Raw genomic sequence first — 17,046 nt, 5'->3', positions numbered from 1 at the left:
CGCGGCCGGGCTCACCGGCCCGCCGTCGTCGTCATTCCGAAGGGCGATTGGCGACCGGCGCCATGCGGGTGGGGTCGCTGACGCTGCCGTCCTCGCCGATCGCGACGCCCTCGCTGCGCGGATCGGCGGCGCCGACCCAGCGGCCCCGTTTCCATTCGATCGCATTCGCCTTGAGCCCGAGCGGCGCGACCTGCGTGCGCTCGCCCAAGGCGGCGAGCGCGGGTTGCAGCGCGGCGGCGGCGGTGCCGGCCTCCAGCGTCGCGACCGGGCCGGGGGCGTAGACGAGGCCGAGCGCGATCGCGTCCTGCGCCGAGAGGTTCCAGTCGAGCACGCCGACCAGCGCCTTGGCGATCTGTGCGATGATCGTCGATCCGCCCGCCGCGCCGACCGCCAGACGGACCTTGCCGCTGGCGTCGTAGACGATCGTCGGCGCCATCGAGCTGCGCGGCCGCTTGCCGCCCTCGACGCGGTTGGCGACGAGATAGCCCGCATCCACCGGCACGATGTCGAAGTCGGTCAGTTCGTTGTTGAGCACGGTTCCGTCGACGATGAGCCCCGAGCCGAACGGCCCCTCGACTGTCGTCGTCACCTCGACGACGTTGCCGGCGCGGTCGGCGACGGCGAGGTCGGTGGTGCCGGCGACCTCGCTGACCGGCGCGGGGGTGCGCGCGGGCGCGCCGCGCGGCGTGCCGGCGGCGACGCTCGCCATTGTCCGGTCGGGCGCGATCAGTGCGGAGCGCGTGGCGAGATAGGCGGGGTCGAGCAGGCCGTCGACCGGTACGCGGACGTAATCGGGGTCGCCGACGTAGAGGTTGCGATCCGCATAAGCGAGGCGCGAGCTTTCGGCGAACAGATGCCAGGCGACGGGCGAATCCTTGCCGAGTTTCGCCATGTCGAACCGTTCGAGCTGCTTGAGGATCATCAGCACGGTGATCCCGCCCGACGACGGCGGCCCCATGCCGCAGATCCGGTACGTCCGGTAGGGGACGCACACTTCGGGGCGCGGCTTGGCGTCGTAGGTCGCCAGATCGCCGGCGGTCATCTTCGACGGATTGCGCGCGGCGCCGTTGACGGTCGCGACGAGCTTCGCCGCCTGCGGACCGACGTAGAAGCTGTCGGGACCCTGTTTCGCGATCCGCTGGAGCAGCGCCGCCTGCGCGGGGTTGCGGACGATGCCGTCGGCGGGGACGGTGAACAGCGTGCGCGCCGCCGGGGTCAGATAGGCGCCGTAGGATGCGATCGAATGGCGGAACCGCGGCGTCGCCTGGAAGCCGTCGCGCGCCAGCCGGATCGCCGGTTCGAACAAGCGCGCCCAGGGCAGCTTGCCCGACTGGCGATGCGCCAGCGCCATGCCGCGCAGCGCGCCGGGCACGCCGACGCTGCGCCCGCCCGGTACCGCCTCGTCGTGGCTCATGGCAACGCCGTCCGCGCCGTAGAACCAGCGCGGCGTCGCGGCCGCGGGGGCGGCCTCGCGCGCGTCGATCGTGGTGACCTTGCCGGTCCCGGCGGCATGGCTGACCCAGAAGCTGCCGCCGCCGATGCCGGAACTCTGCGGCTCGACGACGTTGAGCGCGAGCATCGTCGCGATCGCCGCATCGGTGGCGCTGCCGCCCGCTTTCAGGATCTCGACGCCCGCCGCCGCGGCGCGCGGATCGGCGGCGCTGACCATCCCGGGCGCCTGGGGTGACGGAGCCTTGGCCAGCGCCGGGGCACTGACGGCGGCGAGGGCGAGCGCGAGTCCGGTCTTCATCGCCGCAAAGCCTAACGGCTGGTCCGCCGAGAGCAAGCCGTTACGCCGCGGCGGCGGCGGCGATGTCGGCGAAACCGTCGCGGACGAGGCAGGCGTCGAGTTCGGCGAGGATGCGGCGGGCGAGGCCCGGCCCTTCGAAGACCAAGGCCGAATAGAGCTGCACGACGCGCGCGCCGGCGCGGATCCGCGCATAGGCCTCGGCGCCGCTGTCGATGCCGCCCGCGGCGATCAGCGCGATGCCGCCGCCGGTGGCGCTGCGCAGGTCGGCCAACCGCTGCCGGGCGAGCGTGGCGAGCGGCGCCCCCGACAGGCCGCCGGCCTCGCCGGCGTGCCGGCCACGCAGCGGCGGACGCGAGATCGTCGTATTGCCCATGATGATCGCGTCGAGCCCGTGGCCGATCGCGGCGCGGGCGATGCCGTCGATCGCCGCGGCGTCGAGATCGGGGGCGATCTTGAGGAACAGCGGCGTCGTGCCGCGCGCCGCGGTGCAGGCGGCGAGCAACGCGTCGAGCGCCGCACCGTGCTGGAGATCGCGCAGGCCGGGGGTGTTGGGCGAGGAGATGTTGATCGTGACGTAATCGGCGATCGGCGCCGCGGCGGAGACGCCGGCGACATAATCGGCGACGCGGTCGGTCGCGTCCTTGTTGGCGCCGACGTTGATGCCGAGTCGGCCGGTGCCGCGCTGCGCGGTCCGCGCGCGGGCGAGCCCGGCGGCGAGGCCGCCGTTGTTGAAGCCCATCCGGTTGATCACCGCGCGATCGGCGACCAGCCGGAACAGGCGCGGCTTCGGATTGCCCGGCTGGGGCAGGGGGGTGAGCGTGCCGATCTCGACCGCGCCGAAGCCGAGCCCGAACAGCCCCTCGATCGCCACGCCGTCCTTGTCGAGCCCCGCCGCGACGCCGAGCGGATTGGCGAACGCGAGGCCGCCGATGCGGGTGGCGAGCCGCGGATTGGTCTCGGCGGCGGGGGCGGGGAGTTTCGCACGCATCGCCAGCGCCTTGAGCGTGAGCGCATGCGCGCGCTCGGCATCGAGGGCGAACAGCAGCGGGCGGAGGACGTAGGACATGGGGTGGCCCATCGCACCGGTGCGGGCGAACGTCAAAATTCCTCCCTTGCTTTAGCGGGGGAGGGGGACCGCGGCCGAAGGCCGTGGTGGAGGGGGCGTTGCCGCATACGGCGACCTTCGCCGTATCCTCCCCCTCCGTCACCGCTACGCGGCGCCACCTCCCCCTGGCGGGGGAGGAGTTTGGAGGCGCCTCATCGTCCTGCCACCGTCGCCGCTTGACCGCAGCGCACAAAACCCTATCTCGCAATCGGATTGAATTGATCCGATTTGCGAAACGCTCGCAACAACACGACCGGAGCCGATGCGACTTTCCAGCCTTGCCGATTATGCGGTCGTGATGATGTCGGCCGCCGCGCGCCATTGCGGCGGCGCGGCGCGGCTCAATGCGACGCTGCTCGCCGAGGAGACCGGCGTGCCGCTGCCGACCGCGCAGAAGCTGGTCAGCCGGCTGTCGAGCGCCGGCCTGATCGAGAGCACGCGCGGCACCGGCGGCGGTTTCCGCCTCGCGCGCCCCGCGGCGGCGATCAGCCTCGCCGATATCATCGAGGCGGTCGAAGGGCCGATCCAGATGACCTCCTGCGTCGAGGGCAGTCGCCACGAATGCGGGCTGGAGGGCAATTGCCTCGTCCGGCCGCATTGGGGGATCGTCAACGAGGCGGTGCGCGGTGCGCTCGCCGGCGTCTCGCTCGCCCGACTGTCGCGCGCGCCGATCCACGATTCGATTTCCAGCCCCATTCCCGTCCTTACGGGCGAACAGGTGTAACCATGGCGACCAAGAACGCAGAGGCCTATGCGGCCGTCTCCAAGACCTACGAATGGGGCTTTTCGTCCGATATCGAACAGGACTTCGCGCCCAAGGGGCTGAGCGAGGATACGGTTCGCTATATCAGCGCCAAGAAGAACGAGCCCGAATGGATGCTCGACTGGCGGCTGAAGGCGTTCCGCCTGTGGCAGACGATGGCGGCGCCGGATTGGGCGAAGCTCAACGTGCCCCCGATCGACTATCAGGACGCATATTATTACGCCGAGCCGAAGGCGAAGCCCAAATTGGGGTCACTGGACGAGGTCGATCCCGAAATCCTGCGCGTCTACGAGAAGCTCGGCATTCCCATCGCCGAGCAGAAGATGCTCGCCGGGGTGGAGGACCTCGACGCCGAGGGCAATCCCAAGCGCCGCGTCGCGGTGGATGCGGTGTTCGACAGCGTCTCGGTCGCCACCACCTTCCGCAAGGAGCTGGAGGCTGCGGGCGTCATCTTCCGCTCGATCAGCGAGGCGATCCGCGAATATCCCGATCTCGTCCGCAAATGGCTGGGCAAGGTCGTGCCGCAGCGCGACAATTACTTCGCGACGCTCAATTCGGCGGTCTTTTCGGACGGCACCTTCGTCTACATTCCCGAGGGCGTGCGCTGCCCGATGGAGCTGTCGACCTATTTCCGGATCAATGCCGAGAATACCGGGCAGTTCGAGCGGACGCTGATCGTCGCCGACAAGGGGAGCTACGTCTCCTATCTCGAAGGCTGCACCGCGCCGATGCGCGACGAGAACCAGCTCCACGCCGCGGTGGTTGAGCTGGTCGCGCTCGACGATGCCGAGATCAAATATTCGACCGTGCAGAACTGGTATCCCGGCGACGAGAATGGCGTCGGCGGCATCTACAATTTCGTCACCAAGCGCGCGCTCTGTCAGGGCAGGAACAGCAAGGTGTCGTGGACGCAGGTCGAGACCGGTTCGGCGATCACCTGGAAATATCCGAGCTGCGTGCTGGCGGGCGAGAACAGCGTCGGCGAATTCTATTCGGTCGCGGTGACCAACAACCGCCAGCAGGCCGATACCGGCACCAAGATGATCCACCTGGGCAAGGGATCGCGCTCGACGATCGTGTCGAAGGGGATTTCGGCGGGCCGTTCGGACAATACCTATCGCGGGCTGGTGCGCGTCGGGCCGACCGCCGAGAACGTCCGCAACTTCACGCAGTGCGATTCGCTGCTGCTCGGCGACCAATGCGGTGCGCATACCGTGCCCTATATCGAGGTGAAGAACCCCTCGGCGCAGATCGAGCATGAGGCGACGACCTCGAAGATCAGCGAGGACCAGCTCTTCTACGCGATGAGCCGCGGGCTCGATCAGGAAGCGGCGGTGGCGCTGATCGTCAACGGCTTCGCGCGCGAGGTGCTGCAGCAATTGCCGATGGAGTTCGCCGTCGAGGCGCAGAAGCTGCTCGGGATCAGCCTCGAAGGCTCGGTAGGGTAAGATTGGGTGAGGGATGCGGGTGATGGTCTCGGTGAGACTTCCCCCACCCCCAAACCCCTCCCCTGAAGGGGAGGGGCTTAAGGAAGAAGATCAGAACGATGCTCAAGATTGAAAACCTCCATGCCGAGATCGACGGCAAGCCGATCCTCAAGGGCCTGACCCTCGAGGTGAACGCCGGCGAGATCCATGCGATCATGGGGCCGAACGGCGCGGGCAAGTCGACGCTCGGTTATGTCCTCGGTGGCCGCCCCGGCTATGAAGTGACCGAAGGGTCGATCACCTTCGACGGGCAGGATCTGCTGGAGCTTGCTCCCAACGAGCGTGCCGCGGCGGGCGTGTTCCTCGGCTTCCAATATCCGGTCGAGATCCCCGGCGTCAGCAACGTCCAGTTCCTGCGCGAGGCTTTGAACGCGCAGCGCGGCGTGCGCGGCGAGAAGTCGCTTTCGGGCGCCGAATTCCTCAAGCTCGCGCGGGAGGAAGCGCGCAAGCTCGACATGGATGCCGAGATGCTCAAGCGCCCGGTCAACGTCGGCTTCTCGGGCGGCGAGAAGAAGCGCAACGAGATGGTGCAGATGGGCGTCGTGAACCCCAAGTTCGCGATCCTGGACGAGACCGACAGCGGCCTCGACATCGACGCGCTGCGCATCGTCGGCGACGGGATCAACCGCATCATGCGCGCGCCCGACAAGGCGGTGCTGTTGATCACCCATTACCAGCGGTTGCTCGATTACGTGCGGCCGGACGTTGTCCATGTGCTCGCCGACGGGCGGATCGTCCGCACCGGCGGTGCGGAGCTTGCGCACGAGTTGGAGCGTGAGGGCTATGCGGGGGTGACGGCGTGATTTTCGTTCACGCGAAGGCGCGAAGGCGCGAAGAGGGCTTGGTCGGGGCGATCCTGCCGGTCGCGTTCGCGGGCGTCCTAAATTCCTCCCTCGCGCAGCGGGGGAGGGGGACCGCGCCCGCAGGGCGTGGTGGAGGGGGCGTTTCCGCATACGCCGAGCTTACCGTATCCTCCCCCTCCGTCAGGCCTTCGGCCTGCCACAGTGTCGGGTCGCACATGCCCCCGGCATGTGCTTGGATTGCCGGGGGCAATCCAACCCGACACTCCCTGGCGGGGGAGGAATTGGGGATGCTTCGCGTCTTCGCGCCTTCGCGTGACATCATTCAGCGAGCCGCCGCATGACCGCCGTTCTCGAATTGCCCACCGCGCGCGAAGAAGCGTTCCGCTGGGCCGACATGCCCGCGTTGCAGGCCGCCCGCGCGCTGACGCCGCAGTCGGCGGCGGTGCCCGCCGCGATCCTGCCCGACGCGGCGCGACTGGTGTTCGTCGGCGGCTATCTCGATCGTGATGCCAGCCGCCCCGGCGATCTCGCCATCACCGCGCAAACCGTCGGCAGCGACCACCCGCTCGGCCGCTATGCCTCAGGCGACGGCCACCGGATCACGCTCGCCTCGCGGACCGTCACCACGATCGAGATCGCCCGCGTCAATGCCGGCGAGGACAGCCAGACGCCGCTCGTCATCACGCTCGGCGAGGATGCCGTGTTGACGCTGGTCGAGAGCTTCACCGGCGCCGGCTGGACCAACACGCTGACCCGGTTCGAGCTGGGGCAGGGCGCGCGGGTGATGCGCGCCGTCCGCATCGTGCAGGACGCCGGCTTCGTCTCGACCCGCGACGAGGTGACGCTATCCGGGGCCGCCAGCTTCGTCTCGGTCGCGCTCGGCGCCACTGCGGCGGGGACGCGGCTCGACGCGGCGCTGACGCTGAACGGCGACGGCGCCTATGCCGAGCTTGGCGGTGCGCTGCTCACCCGCGACGATCAGCGGCAGGAATGCGCGGTGCGCGTCCGCCATGCCAAGCCCAACGGCCAGTCGCACCAGCTGTGGCGCGCGGTCGCGGCGGATCGCTCGACGGTCAGCCTCGCCGCCGCGGTCGAGGTGGCGCGCGATGCGCAGAAGACCGACGGCGAACAATCGCTGCGCGGCCTGCTGCTCCAGCGTACCGCGACGGTGAACCTCAAGCCCGAGCTGGAGATCTTCGCCGACGACGTGAAATGCGCGCACGGCGCGACGGTCGGCGAACTCGACGCGCGCGCGCTCTTCTACATGCAGAGCCGCGGCATCCCCGCGCCCCGCGCCAAGGCGTTGCTGACGCGTGCGTTCGTCGCGGATGCGATCGACCGGATCGCGGACGAGACGCTGCGCGAGGTGTTCGCGGCGGATGCGGACGCGTGGCTGGAGCGGACGTCATGAGCGAATCCCCCCTCGATCGCGTCGCCGATTTTCCGGCGATCCCGGCGGGCTGGGCCTATCTCGACACCGCCGCGACCGCGCAGAAGCCGCAGGTCGTGATCGACGCGATCGCGCGCGCCTATGGCGAGACCTATGCGACCGTGCATCGCGGCGTCTACCAGCGCTCGGCCGACATGACCGTCGCCTATGAGGCGGCGCGCGCCAAGGTCGCGCGATTCATCGGCGCGACCACGTCCGACGAGATCGTCTTCGTCCGCGGCGCGACCGAGGGGATCAACCTCGTCGCGCAATGCTGGGCGGCGACGCAGCTCAAGGCGGGCGACCGCATCCTGCTGTCGATGCTAGAGCATCACAGCAACATCGTGCCGTGGCAGATAGCCGCCGAGCGCGTCGGCGCGGCGATCGACGTGTTGCCGCTCACCGCCGACCAGCGCATCGACCTCGATGCGATGGAGCGGATGCTGACCCCGCACCACAAATTGGTCGCGCTCGCGCACGTCTCGAACGTGCTCGGCTCGGTGCTCGACGCGAAGCGCGCGACCGATCTGGCGCATGGCGTGGGCGCGAAGATCCTGCTCGACGGCTGTCAGGCGGTGCCGCGGATCGCGGTGGACGTCGCGGCGATCGGCTGCGACTTCTACGTCTTCTCCGGCCACAAGCTTTATGGCCCGACCGGGATCGGCGTGCTCTGGGGCCGCGGCGACCTGCTGTCGCAGATGCCGCCCTATCAGGGGGGCGGGTCGATGATCGACCGCGTCACCTTCGCTCGCACCACGTATGCGCCGCCGCCGGGGCGGTTCGAGGCGGGGACGCCGCATATCGTCGGCGCGCTCGGCCTCGCCGCGGCGATCGACTATGTCGAGGGGATCGGGCTCGATCGCATCCATGCGCATGAAACCGCGCTGGTCCGCGATGCCCGTGCGGCGCTGGGCTCGCTCAACTCGGTCCGCCTGTTCGGGCCGGAGGACAGCGCCGGCATCGTCAGTTTCGCGGTCGAGGGGGTGCATCCGCACGACGTCGGCACCATCTTGGACGAGGGCCGGGTGGCGATCCGCGCCGGCCATCATTGCGCGCAGCCGCTGATGGAGGTGCTGGGCGTCGACGCGACCGCTCGGGCGAGCTTCGCGGTCTACAACGGTCCGCAGGACATCGAGGCGCTGGTCAAGGGCGTCGAACGCGTAACTCGTATTTTTGGGTAGGGATTTTCGGATGAGCGATGCGATCCGTATCGAGGAAGTGGAGGCGGTGACGCCGGCGCCGCGCGCGCGTGTCGAGGACGTGGCGGACACTGCGCCGCGCGAACGCGATTACCTCACCGGCTTTCTCCAGCAGCAGCCGCAGGGCGATGCGCCGGGCGAGCCGGGCGGCGCGCTGTACGAGGCGGTGATCGACGCGCTCAAGGAGATCTACGATCCGGAGATCCCGGTGAACATCTACGATCTCGGCCTGATCTACGGCGTCGAGGTCGCGGACAACGGTCAGGCGGTGGTGACGATGACGCTCACCACGCCGCATTGCCCGGTCGCGGAATCGATGCCCGCCGAGGTCGAGATGCGCGTCGCCGCGGTCCCGGGGATCGCCTTCGCCGACGTCAATCTGGTCTGGGACCCGCCATGGGACCCGCAGAAGATGTCGGACGACGCCAAGCTCGAACTGGGGATGCTGTAATGGCCACGATCCTGCGCCAGCGGCCCGCGCCGCTGATCCTCACCGCCAACGCCGACGCGCGTATCGCCGACCTGATGGCGCGCGCGCCCGACGGGGCGATCGGCGTCAAGCTCTCGACGCCGCGGCGCGGCTGTTCGGGGCTCGCCTATTCGGTCGACTACGTCACCGAGGCCAAGCCGTTCGACGAGCGGATCGAGACGCCCGGCGGCACGTTGTTCGTCGACGGCGGGTCGATCCTGTATCTGGTCGGCTCGACGATGGACTGGGTCGAGGACGATTTCACCGCGGGCTTCGTGTTCAACAACCCCAATGCCAAGGGCGCCTGCGGTTGCGGGGAAAGCTTCACGGTCTGACCCGATCCTGCTCCTCCCTCGCGCCGCGGGGAAGGAGCCGGCGGGATCTACAGATCCCGCCCGTAGATGTTGTACACCTTGTTGACGCGGCTATCGATCGTCTCGGCGATCGAGCGCATCCCCTGATTGTCGTCGAGGATCCAGCCGATCTCGCCGCGGCTCGCGCCATAATGCTGGACCGACGCGACGCGGATATATTCGATCATCATGAAGGCGAGCTGGCTCGCCATCCGCGACGCCTGCAATTCCTTGACGACGCCCATCAGCGGCACGCGCATCGTGCGCACCTTGGGCTTGCGTAACCACAGCAGCAGCTTGGCCCAGCCGAACGGCAGCAGCGACCCGTTGAGCGGCTTCAGCGGCTCGTTGAGATCGGGGAGCGTGATCATGAACGCTACCGGCTTGCCGTCGAGCTCGGCGATGCGGATCAGGTCGTTGAACACGATCGGTTTGAGCTTGACGCCGACGTCCTTGATCTCGGGCGGGGTGAGCGGCACGAAGCCCCAATTGTCGCTCCACGCATCGTTGAGGATCGACAGGATGATCGCCGCCTCCTCCTCGAACTTGCGCTTGTCGACCTCGCGGACGACGATGCGGGGATTGTTTTCGCCGGACCGGATGATCCGCTTCACGATCGGCGGGAATTCCTGCGTGATGTCAAGCTCATAGGTGAAGAGCTGCTTGACTTGCTGGTAGCCCGCGCGCTCGATCCAGCCCTGATATTCCGGCTTGGCGTGGCCCATCATGATCGTCGGCGCATGATCGAAGCCCTGGACGAGGAGACCGGGCTCTTCCCATACCGACTGCGAGATCGGACCCAGCGCCCGCGTCATGCCCTGTTCGCGCAGCCAGCCCTCTGCCTTGGCGAGGAGCGTGACGAAGATATCCTCGCGCTCCGCCTCCATCGATCCCCATTGGCCGACGCCCGGCCCGAAGCCCTGGTCGGCCGGCATCGTCAGCGCGAGGGTGTCGATGTGGGCGGAGATGCGGCCGACGACGCGGCCGGCTTCGTGCGCCAGCAACAATTGCACTTTTGCGTGGCTGTACCAGCCGTTCTTTTCCGGGGTGATCAGGCCGAGCGCCTCGCCCTTCAGTGGCGGCACCCAGGCGGGATCGTCCTTGTACAGCCGGAACGGCAGGTCGACGAACGCCTTGCGCTCGCGCTTCGTGGTGACGGGGGTGATCGTCAGGTCGCTCATGTCGGGCCTCCCATTTTGGCCCGCGATCTAGCACGCCGGCGCGACAAGGCGAGTGACGTTTCCGTCATCAGTGATCGATATGTTGCAGCGCCGCAGCATCGGCGGTGTCTGTAAATGCCACGCTATCGCCACTATCTTCAGCCAATGGACCAAGCCATGGAACGCTCGCTGACCCTATCCCGCGCCCCCGTCGCCGAGGCCGCCGGGCGCGCGCCGCGTGTGCGCATCGCCGATGACAAGGCGATGCTGCGGGCGGCGGCGGAGGCGACGCGCGACCTGATCGCGCCGCGTCCCGGCATCTATTGGGCCGACCTGATCGGGTCGGTGGTGGTCGGCTATGGCGCGCTGGTCGCGGCGGTCACGGTACAGGGGACCGGATGGGTCGTGCTCGCTGCCGTCGTGTCGGCGCTGGCCTTGTATCGCGCGCTGAGCTTTATCCATGAAATCAGTCACATGAAGCATAGTGCCGTGCCCCGCTTCCGCGGCGCGTGGAATGCGCTGGTCGGCGTGCCGATGCTGGTGCCGAGCTTCATGTACGAAGGCGTGCACAACCTCCACCACGCCAAGACGCGCTATGGCACGTCGGAGGATCCCGAATATCTGCCGCTCGCGCTGATGAAGCCGTGGACGCTGCCGGCGTTCGTGGTGATCTCCGCGCTGGCGCCGCTCGGCCTGCTGATCCGCTATGCGATCCTGTCGCCGCTGTCGCTGCTGTCGCCCAAGTTCCGCACCATCGTGATGGAGCGTTATTCGGCGCTGGCGATCAATCCGTCGTTCCGCCGCCGCGCACCGGACGGCGAGGCGCGGACGATGTGGGACCGGGTCGAGACCGCGGCGAGCCTGTGGGCGATCGCGGTCGTCGTGCTCACCGCGACGGGGGTCTTCCCGCTGCGGAGCGTCGCGATAGCGCTGGCGATCGGGTCGGGCGTCGCGGTGGTCAATCAGGTCCGCACGCTTGTTGCGCATCTGTGGGAGAATGATGGCGAGCCGATGTCGGTGACCGCGCAATATCTCGATTCCGTCAACGTGCCGCCGCCCGCGCTGTTGCCGGCATTGTGGGCGCCGGTCGGGTTGCGCTATCACGCGCTCCACCACCTGCTGCCGAGCCTGCCCTATCACGCGCTCGGCGAGGCGCATCGCCGGATCACCGCGGCGGTCGAGCACGGTTCGCCCTATCACAAGGCGAGCTATGCCGGTCTGCCGGGATTGGTGAACAAGATCGTCCGGAGCACGTTCCAACCCCGGTAACCACATGACTGCGCTATAATGGGGCAGGGCGGTTATCGAAGGCGGGGGTCGGTAGATGGTCATATGGTCCGGCATCGTCGCCCTGCTCGCCGTCCCCGCGGCGGCGGCCGTCGAAGCCTTGCCGCCGGGTACGGTGACGCTCACCGTGGTGGATGACGGCAAGACCGACGGGCCCGAGGTTCCGGCGATCGCGGAGGCGGTCGGCGACGCCTTCAACTCGGCCAATTACCTCGTCCTGCCTGCCACCGGCCCGAGCCGCTATCGCGCGCGGGTCGCGATCGTCCACGAGACGCGCGGTCTGGTCGGAGCGCCGGCCGGGACCAAGGGACCCGCCGCCAGCGTCGCCAATTGGGGCGCGGGGGTGCAACTGTCGCTGCCGACCCATAAGCAGGACCTGCGCGCGCTGATCGTGACGCGCATGACGATCACGCTCACCGCGTGGCGCGATGGTCGTACCTTGTGGACGGGCAGCGCGGTGACCGCGCAGGTCGGCGGCACGCAAGCCAATGCGCCCGCCGTCGTCGGTGCGAAGCTGGCGGGCGCCTTGGTGTCGCGCATGCCGGCGGTGCTCGAGGGGCCGTTGTCGGTGCCCTGACGGCTGCGTCGGTCGGGAAGAAGGTTGGTTCACGCGGAGGCGCGGAGATGTTGCGCTCGCCGCGTCAGCGGCTCTCCTACTAAAGCTCGCAATTATAGGACCACGTCCGCCCACGCGACACCTCTCCGCGCCTCCGCGCCTTCGCGTGCAATCATCACGTCACCCGTTGATGCTCCGATTGTCGAAGCTTGGCGCAAGAATCACTTGCCCTTCGACAGGCTCAGGGCGGACGGTCGGGTGTGGGCAACTGCCACAATCAGCACCGCCAGCGTGCCTATTCCTCGGTGCGGATGAGGACTGCTTCGCCGATCAGCAGGAACAGCAGGAAGGGGGCCCAGGCGGCGAGGAAGGGCGGATAGGCGCCGAGGTTGCCCATCGCGAGCGCGAAATTGTCGGCGACGAAATAGGCGAAGCCGAGCGCCATGCCGATCACCGCACGTACGAACAATTGCCCCGACCGGGCGATGCCGAACGCCGCGACGGCGCCGAGCAGGGGCATCAGCACCGCGGACAGCGGGCTGGAGAATTTGTGCCAGAGTGTGCCTTCGAGCGCCTTGGTCGGCCGGCCGGCGTCGCGCAGGTCGCCGATCGCGGCGTGGAGCGCGGCGAAGTCGAGCCCGTCGGGATTGACCGTGCCGAGCGTGAACTGGTCGGGACGCACGCCCGGCGCGACCTTGACCGTGCCGAGGGTGCTGAGCTTGCCGGTGGCGACGTCGAAGCGCGTCGCCGGGCTGATCGCCCAGCCGTTGCCGGCGTGGCGGCCGCTCGGCGCCTTGATGATCGCGACCAGCTCGCCGCCGGTACGATCGTAGACGGTGACGTTGCCGAGCCGCACCTGTTCGCCGCGCCCGCGCACCTGCTGCACCGCGATCAGATCGTCGCCGTCGCGCACCCAGACGTTGGTCCGGTCGCCGCGGTCGATCGGCAGCGCGCCGTAATCGGCGTCCTTCCACTGGTCGAGCGTCGCGGTGGCGCGGCTGACGATCCGTTCGTTGAAGGCGAAGCTGAGCGCCGCGACGCCGAGGCTGGCGACGAGCAGCGGCGCCAGCACCTGATGCGCCGACAGCCCGCCGGCCTTCAACGCGATGACCTCGCTGTTCTGGTTCATCGTGATGAGCGTCAGGATCGTGCCGAGCAGGACCGAGAAGGGCAGCAGGAAGGCGGCGATCTGCGGCGCGCGCAGCCCGACATATTGCCACACCTGGTCCTGCGTATTGCCGGCATGCGCGAGGATCTGACCCGATTCGCTGAGCAGGTCGAGCGTCTGCAGGATCAGCAGCAGCGCGGCGAGCAGCCCGAAGGTTCGCACCAGGAACATCCGCCCCATGTAGATCGCGACGGTGCGCGACGGAAAGAAGCTGCTCATGCCGCGCGCTCCTTCTTGCGGCCGCGGCCGGGCAGATAGCGGGTGATGAGCTTGGCGAGCTTCGAGAAGGCGCGTTCGAGCGCGCCGATCGGTTGCCCGCCGGGGACATAGGCGATCTGATAATACATCCAGAGGATGATCCCGGCGAAGATGCAGAAGGGAACCCAGAGCGCGATCAGCGGATCGATCCGTCCGAGCTCGCCGATCGAGGCGGCATATTCGTTCACCTTGTGATAGGCGACGATCATCACGATCGCGAGGAACACGCCGAACCCCGAATTGGAGCGTTTGGGCGGCACGCCGAGCGCGATCGCGAGCAGCGGCAACAGGAACATCGTCGCCACCTCGACCAGGCGGAAGTGGAATTCGGAGCGGCTGCTGTCGCGCTGCTCGACGCTTTGCGCGCGATGGCCGAGCCTGGCGAGTTCGGGCAAGGTGAATTCGAGGTTGCGGCCGCCGCGCTGGCGGAAATTCTCATAGCGCGGCAGCGGGATCGGCAGATCGTGCGAGGTGAAGGTCAGCACCCGCGGCACGGTGAAATTGGGCGCCTTGTGGACGAGCGTGCCCTTGGTCAGGCGGAAGATGATCGTGTTGGGATCGTCGGTGGCGAGGAACTGGCCCGACTGGGCGGTGACCGAATAGCTGGTGCCCTTGTCGTTGTAATAGACGAAGATGCCGTCGAGCTTGCGGCCCTTGTCATGGCTCTGTTCGATGCGCAGCGTCATGCGGTCGCCGAAATGGGTGAATTCGCCGACCTTGATCGACGCGCCCAGCGCGCCGGTGCGTAGCTCGAAGCGGAGCTGTTCGTAATAATAGCGCGCCTTGGGCTGGACGAAGCCGACGATCGCGATGTTGAGCGCCGCCAGGATCAGCGCGTACATGAACGGCACGCGCAGCATCCGGGTGTAGCTCACCCCGACCGCGCGCAGCACGTCGAGTTCGGAATTGGCGGCGAGCCGGCGGAAGGCGAGCAGGATGCCGAGCAGCAGGCCGATGGGGATGCCGAGGCCGAGATATTCGGGCAGCAGATTGGCGAGCATGCGCCACACGACGCTGACCGGGCCGCCTTCGGTGGCGACGAACACGAACAGGCGCTGGATACGGTCGAGCACCAGCAGCATGGCGGCGATGGTCAGTGTCGAGAACAGCGGCAACGCGATCAGCCGGGCCATGTAGCGGTCGAGGGAAGTCATGCGGTCAGGGGCTCGGGCCGGGGCTGGGGACCGCCGGTATAGGCGCGGGTCGCGGCTACGTCAGCTAAAATTCCCGTGCCTCATTCGGCGGCTATCTGCTGCGGCGGGGCGGGGCGTTCGGTCGCCAGCGCCTTCCCGATCGCGCGTTCAAGGCCGCTCAGGGTGAACGGCTTGCGCAGCACCGGATGGCGGCCGAATTCGCTCGCATTCGCCTCACCGGCAAAGCCGGTGACGAACAGCACCGCGATATGGGGGTAACGCGGCGCGAGACCGGCGATCATCTCCGGCCCGGTCTGCCCCGGCATCAGCACGTCCGAGATGATGAGGTCGATGTCGTCGTGCCCGGCGAGCAGGGCTGGCGCCTTGAGCGGCGCGTCGCAGGCGACGGCGCGATGGCCCAGCTCCTCCAGCGCCATCATCGTCGCGGCGAGCACGCGCGGATCGTCCTCGACGACGAGCACGCGCAGCGCCTCGGCGAGCGGGGCGACGGTGACCGGCGCGGCGACTGCGGCGGGCGCGGCGGCGCCGGCGCTGGTGTCGCGCGGCAGATAGAGCGTGACGGTGGTGCCGCGCCCCGGCGCGGTCTCGATCGCGATGCCGCCGCGCAATTGCCGCACCAGCCCGAAGATCTGGCTGAGGCCGAGGCCGGTGCCCTTGCCCGCCGCCTTGGTGGTGAAGAAGGGTTCGTAGACGCGCTCGAGCACGTCGGGCGTCATGCCGGTGCCGGTATCGGTGACCGCGAGCGTGACATAGTCGCCGGCGCAGCAATCGTCGACATGATCGTCGGCGAGCGTCGCCGCGCCGGTCGCGATGACCAGCCGGCCGCGGCCGTTCATCGCGTCGCGCGCGTTGACCGCGAGGTTGAGCACCGCATTTTCGAGCTGCACGCGATCGGCGTGAACCTGCCAGCCGCGGGCGTCGTCGCGGACGACGACGGTGATCGCATCGCCGAGCGTGCGGTCGATCAGCTCGGACATGCCCGACACCAGGGCCGCCGCGGCGATCGGTTCGGGCTTGAGCGATTCCTCGCGGCTGAAGGCGAGCAGCCGCCGGGTCAGCGCCGCGGCGCGATTGGCGCCGTCGGTCGCACTGTCGAGGTGCCGCGCGACGATCGCCGGGTCATGACCGACCGCGCGCCGCGCCAGTTCGAGCCCGCCGAGGACCACCGCGAGCATATTGTTGAAATCGTGGGCGATGCCGCCGGTGAGCTGGCCGACCGCATCCATCTTCTGGATCTGGCGGACCTTGGCCTCCTGCACGCGCAATTCGTCGGTCGCCTTGGTCACCGCGGCGGCGAGTTCCTCGGCGCGTTCGCGTTCCTCCTCCGCCTCGGCGCGGGCGAGCGCGCGCTCGCCGACCGCGTGCAGCGTGAACCAGCCGAGCACCAGTGCGCCGACGACGATCAGCACGCCGAAGATCGCGAGCACCGTCGCGATGCGGCTCGACCGGTCGACGGTGCGCATCGCGTCGGCGGTGCGCTGGTCGAGCAGCGCGCGTTCGCGGCTGATGATCTGGTCGAGCGTGGTATCGATCGCGGTCAGGGTCGGCGACTGGCGCGCCTTGTAATAGCGGGCGAGCGCCTGGCTGTTCTGGCCGTAGGTGGTGCTGAGCGCGGTCAGCGACAGCTCCTCGCCGCGCTGTTCGTAGGCGCCGCGCAACCGGCGGACGCGGGCGCTCTGCTCCGGCGTGTCCATCGTCAGCCGTTCGAGCCGGCCGAGCTGCGATCCGGCGAGGCGCCACTGGTCGTAATAGAGCTGGCCCAGCTCCTTCTCGGCCTTGCCGCTGATGACGTAGCGGCCGAGCGACGCCTCGGAGCGGGCGATCGTGCCCGATACGGTGCGGGCGAGGATCATCACGTCGTAGCTGTGCGCCTGCGCCTGCAACGCGCGGTCGCGCTGGCGGTTGGCCTCGCCCAGTGTCACGATGAGCGCGACGAGAACCGCCGCGCCGAGCAGACCCATCACGACGAGCGTGATCGTCCGCCAGGTCGCGTCGCCCTCCAGGGTCCCTACGGAGACCGTTTCGGCGTCGTTGCGAGTCACGGTCGCGAGGCTAGTCCGTTTCCCGCCGCGTGGAAAGCCGCCGCGGCGTACGCCGCGGCAGGC

The 17,046-nt window shown here is 68.6% G+C and carries 15 protein-coding genes; 9 read left to right on the top strand and 6 right to left on the bottom strand.

The window, feature by feature from the left end; translation table 11 throughout:
* Positions 1–31 precede the first annotated feature (31 nt).
* Both ggt and ACLBWH_RS09085 read right to left on the bottom strand, forming a co-directional pair.
* Positions 32–1,750 carry a gamma-glutamyltransferase gene (gene ggt / locus ACLBWH_RS09090; protein ID WP_447798342.1) on the bottom strand — a complete coding sequence of 573 codons (1,719 nt, stop codon included), beginning with the start codon at positions 1,748–1,750 and terminating at the stop codon, positions 32–34.
* 40 nt (positions 1,751–1,790) lie between these two features.
* On the bottom strand, positions 1,791–2,816 hold the full coding sequence (locus tag ACLBWH_RS09085; protein WP_447798341.1) for a quinone-dependent dihydroorotate dehydrogenase: 1,026 nt from the start codon (positions 2,814–2,816) through the stop codon (positions 1,791–1,793).
* A gap of 301 nt (positions 2,817–3,117) precedes the next feature.
* Between ACLBWH_RS09085 and ACLBWH_RS09080 the strand changes: the two genes are divergently transcribed.
* The 7 genes from ACLBWH_RS09080 (at position 3,118) to ACLBWH_RS09050 (ending at position 9,340) form a co-directional block, all read left to right on the top strand.
* Positions 3,118–3,579, top strand: a complete 462-nt coding sequence (locus ACLBWH_RS09080) for an SUF system Fe-S cluster assembly regulator (RefSeq protein WP_447798339.1) — start codon at positions 3,118–3,120, stop codon at positions 3,577–3,579.
* A 2-nt stretch (positions 3,580–3,581) separates the two neighbouring features.
* Positions 3,582–5,066 (top strand): Fe-S cluster assembly protein SufB, encoded by a 1,485-nt coding sequence (gene sufB, locus ACLBWH_RS09075; RefSeq protein ID WP_038661488.1) that lies wholly within the window; start codon positions 3,582–3,584, stop codon positions 5,064–5,066.
* A 98-nt stretch (positions 5,067–5,164) separates the two neighbouring features.
* On the top strand, positions 5,165–5,908 hold the full coding sequence (gene sufC / locus ACLBWH_RS09070) for a Fe-S cluster assembly ATPase SufC (protein ID WP_322850425.1): 744 nt from the start codon (positions 5,165–5,167) through the stop codon (positions 5,906–5,908).
* A gap of 337 nt (positions 5,909–6,245) precedes the next feature.
* Complete coding sequence (locus ACLBWH_RS09065) at positions 6,246–7,319, top strand: SufB/SufD family protein (protein ID WP_447798337.1); 1,074 nt, start codon at positions 6,246–6,248, stop codon at positions 7,317–7,319.
* The gene (locus tag ACLBWH_RS09060) at positions 7,316–8,518 is read left to right on the top strand and encodes an aminotransferase class V-fold PLP-dependent enzyme (RefSeq protein ID WP_447798335.1); all 1,203 of its coding nucleotides are present in this window, start codon (positions 7,316–7,318) and stop codon (positions 8,516–8,518) included. Before ACLBWH_RS09065 ends, ACLBWH_RS09060 begins: the two co-directional genes overlap by 4 nt.
* A 10-nt stretch (positions 8,519–8,528) precedes the next feature.
* A complete protein-coding gene (locus tag ACLBWH_RS09055; RefSeq protein ID WP_322850428.1) occupies positions 8,529–8,987 on the top strand; it encodes an SUF system Fe-S cluster assembly protein in 459 nt (152 codons plus the stop codon).
* Positions 8,987–9,340, top strand: coding sequence for a HesB/IscA family protein (locus ACLBWH_RS09050; RefSeq protein ID WP_322850429.1), 354 nt, complete (start codon positions 8,987–8,989; stop codon positions 9,338–9,340). Before ACLBWH_RS09055 ends, ACLBWH_RS09050 begins: the two co-directional genes overlap by 1 nt.
* Before the next feature lie 47 nt (positions 9,341–9,387).
* Here the strand turns inward: ACLBWH_RS09050 and ACLBWH_RS09045 are convergent, their stop codons facing one another.
* On the bottom strand, positions 9,388–10,539 hold the full coding sequence (locus tag ACLBWH_RS09045; protein ID WP_447798332.1) for an N-acetyltransferase: 1,152 nt from the start codon (positions 10,537–10,539) through the stop codon (positions 9,388–9,390).
* 144 nt (positions 10,540–10,683) lie between these two features.
* Between ACLBWH_RS09045 and ACLBWH_RS09040 the strand changes: the two genes are divergently transcribed.
* Together ACLBWH_RS09040 and ACLBWH_RS09035 are read left to right on the top strand one after the other, a co-directional pair.
* Positions 10,684–11,787 carry a fatty acid desaturase family protein gene (locus tag ACLBWH_RS09040; RefSeq protein ID WP_447798331.1) on the top strand — a complete coding sequence of 368 codons (1,104 nt, stop codon included), beginning with the start codon at positions 10,684–10,686 and terminating at the stop codon, positions 11,785–11,787.
* A 55-nt stretch (positions 11,788–11,842) separates the two neighbouring features.
* Entirely contained in the window at positions 11,843–12,382 is a 540-nt protein-coding gene (locus ACLBWH_RS09035; protein ID WP_447798330.1) for a hypothetical protein, read from the top strand.
* A gap of 274 nt (positions 12,383–12,656) precedes the next feature.
* Here ACLBWH_RS09035 and lptG read toward each other — a convergent pair whose 3' ends face one another.
* From lptG to ACLBWH_RS09020, 3 genes are all read right to left on the bottom strand, one after another.
* Positions 12,657–13,748: an LPS export ABC transporter permease LptG gene (gene lptG / locus ACLBWH_RS09030; RefSeq protein WP_322850433.1), complete on the bottom strand. Its 1,092-nt coding sequence runs from the start codon at positions 13,746–13,748 to the stop codon at positions 12,657–12,659.
* Positions 13,745–14,941, bottom strand: a complete 1,197-nt coding sequence (gene lptF / locus ACLBWH_RS09025; protein WP_322850434.1) for an LPS export ABC transporter permease LptF — start codon at positions 14,939–14,941, stop codon at positions 13,745–13,747. The genes lptG and lptF overlap by 4 nt, the downstream gene beginning before the upstream one ends.
* Before the next feature lie 80 nt (positions 14,942–15,021).
* On the bottom strand, positions 15,022–16,902 hold the full coding sequence (locus tag ACLBWH_RS09020; protein ID WP_322850467.1) for an ATP-binding protein: 1,881 nt from the start codon (positions 16,900–16,902) through the stop codon (positions 15,022–15,024).
* Positions 16,903–17,046 lie beyond the last annotated feature (144 nt).

The organism is Sphingomonas sp. M6A6_1c (genome assembly GCF_053345135.1).
This window is presented reverse-complemented; position numbering and strand designations above follow the sequence as displayed.

Coding starts and splice junctions, on each gene's coding strand:
- ggt (WP_447798342.1), bottom strand. CDS start 1,750: ATGAAGACCGGACTCGCGCTCGCCCTCGCCGCCGTCAGTGCCCCGGCG.
- ACLBWH_RS09085 (WP_447798341.1), bottom strand. CDS start 2,816: ATGTCCTACGTCCTCCGCCCGCTGCTGTTCGCCCTCGATGCCGAGCGC.
- ACLBWH_RS09080 (WP_447798339.1), top strand. CDS start 3,118: ATGCGACTTTCCAGCCTTGCCGATTATGCGGTCGTGATGATGTCGGCC.
- sufB (WP_038661488.1), top strand. CDS start 3,582: ATGGCGACCAAGAACGCAGAGGCCTATGCGGCCGTCTCCAAGACCTAC.
- sufC (WP_322850425.1), top strand. CDS start 5,165: ATGCTCAAGATTGAAAACCTCCATGCCGAGATCGACGGCAAGCCGATC.
- ACLBWH_RS09065 (WP_447798337.1), top strand. CDS start 6,246: ATGACCGCCGTTCTCGAATTGCCCACCGCGCGCGAAGAAGCGTTCCGC.
- ACLBWH_RS09060 (WP_447798335.1), top strand. CDS start 7,316: ATGAGCGAATCCCCCCTCGATCGCGTCGCCGATTTTCCGGCGATCCCG.
- ACLBWH_RS09055 (WP_322850428.1), top strand. CDS start 8,529: ATGAGCGATGCGATCCGTATCGAGGAAGTGGAGGCGGTGACGCCGGCG.
- ACLBWH_RS09050 (WP_322850429.1), top strand. CDS start 8,987: ATGGCCACGATCCTGCGCCAGCGGCCCGCGCCGCTGATCCTCACCGCC.
- ACLBWH_RS09045 (WP_447798332.1), bottom strand. CDS start 10,539: ATGAGCGACCTGACGATCACCCCCGTCACCACGAAGCGCGAGCGCAAG.
- ACLBWH_RS09040 (WP_447798331.1), top strand. CDS start 10,684: ATGGACCAAGCCATGGAACGCTCGCTGACCCTATCCCGCGCCCCCGTC.
- ACLBWH_RS09035 (WP_447798330.1), top strand. CDS start 11,843: ATGGTCATATGGTCCGGCATCGTCGCCCTGCTCGCCGTCCCCGCGGCG.
- lptG (WP_322850433.1), bottom strand. CDS start 13,748: ATGAGCAGCTTCTTTCCGTCGCGCACCGTCGCGATCTACATGGGGCGG.
- lptF (WP_322850434.1), bottom strand. CDS start 14,941: ATGACTTCCCTCGACCGCTACATGGCCCGGCTGATCGCGTTGCCGCTG.
- ACLBWH_RS09020 (WP_322850467.1), bottom strand. CDS start 16,902: ATGGGTCTGCTCGGCGCGGCGGTTCTCGTCGCGCTCATCGTGACACTG.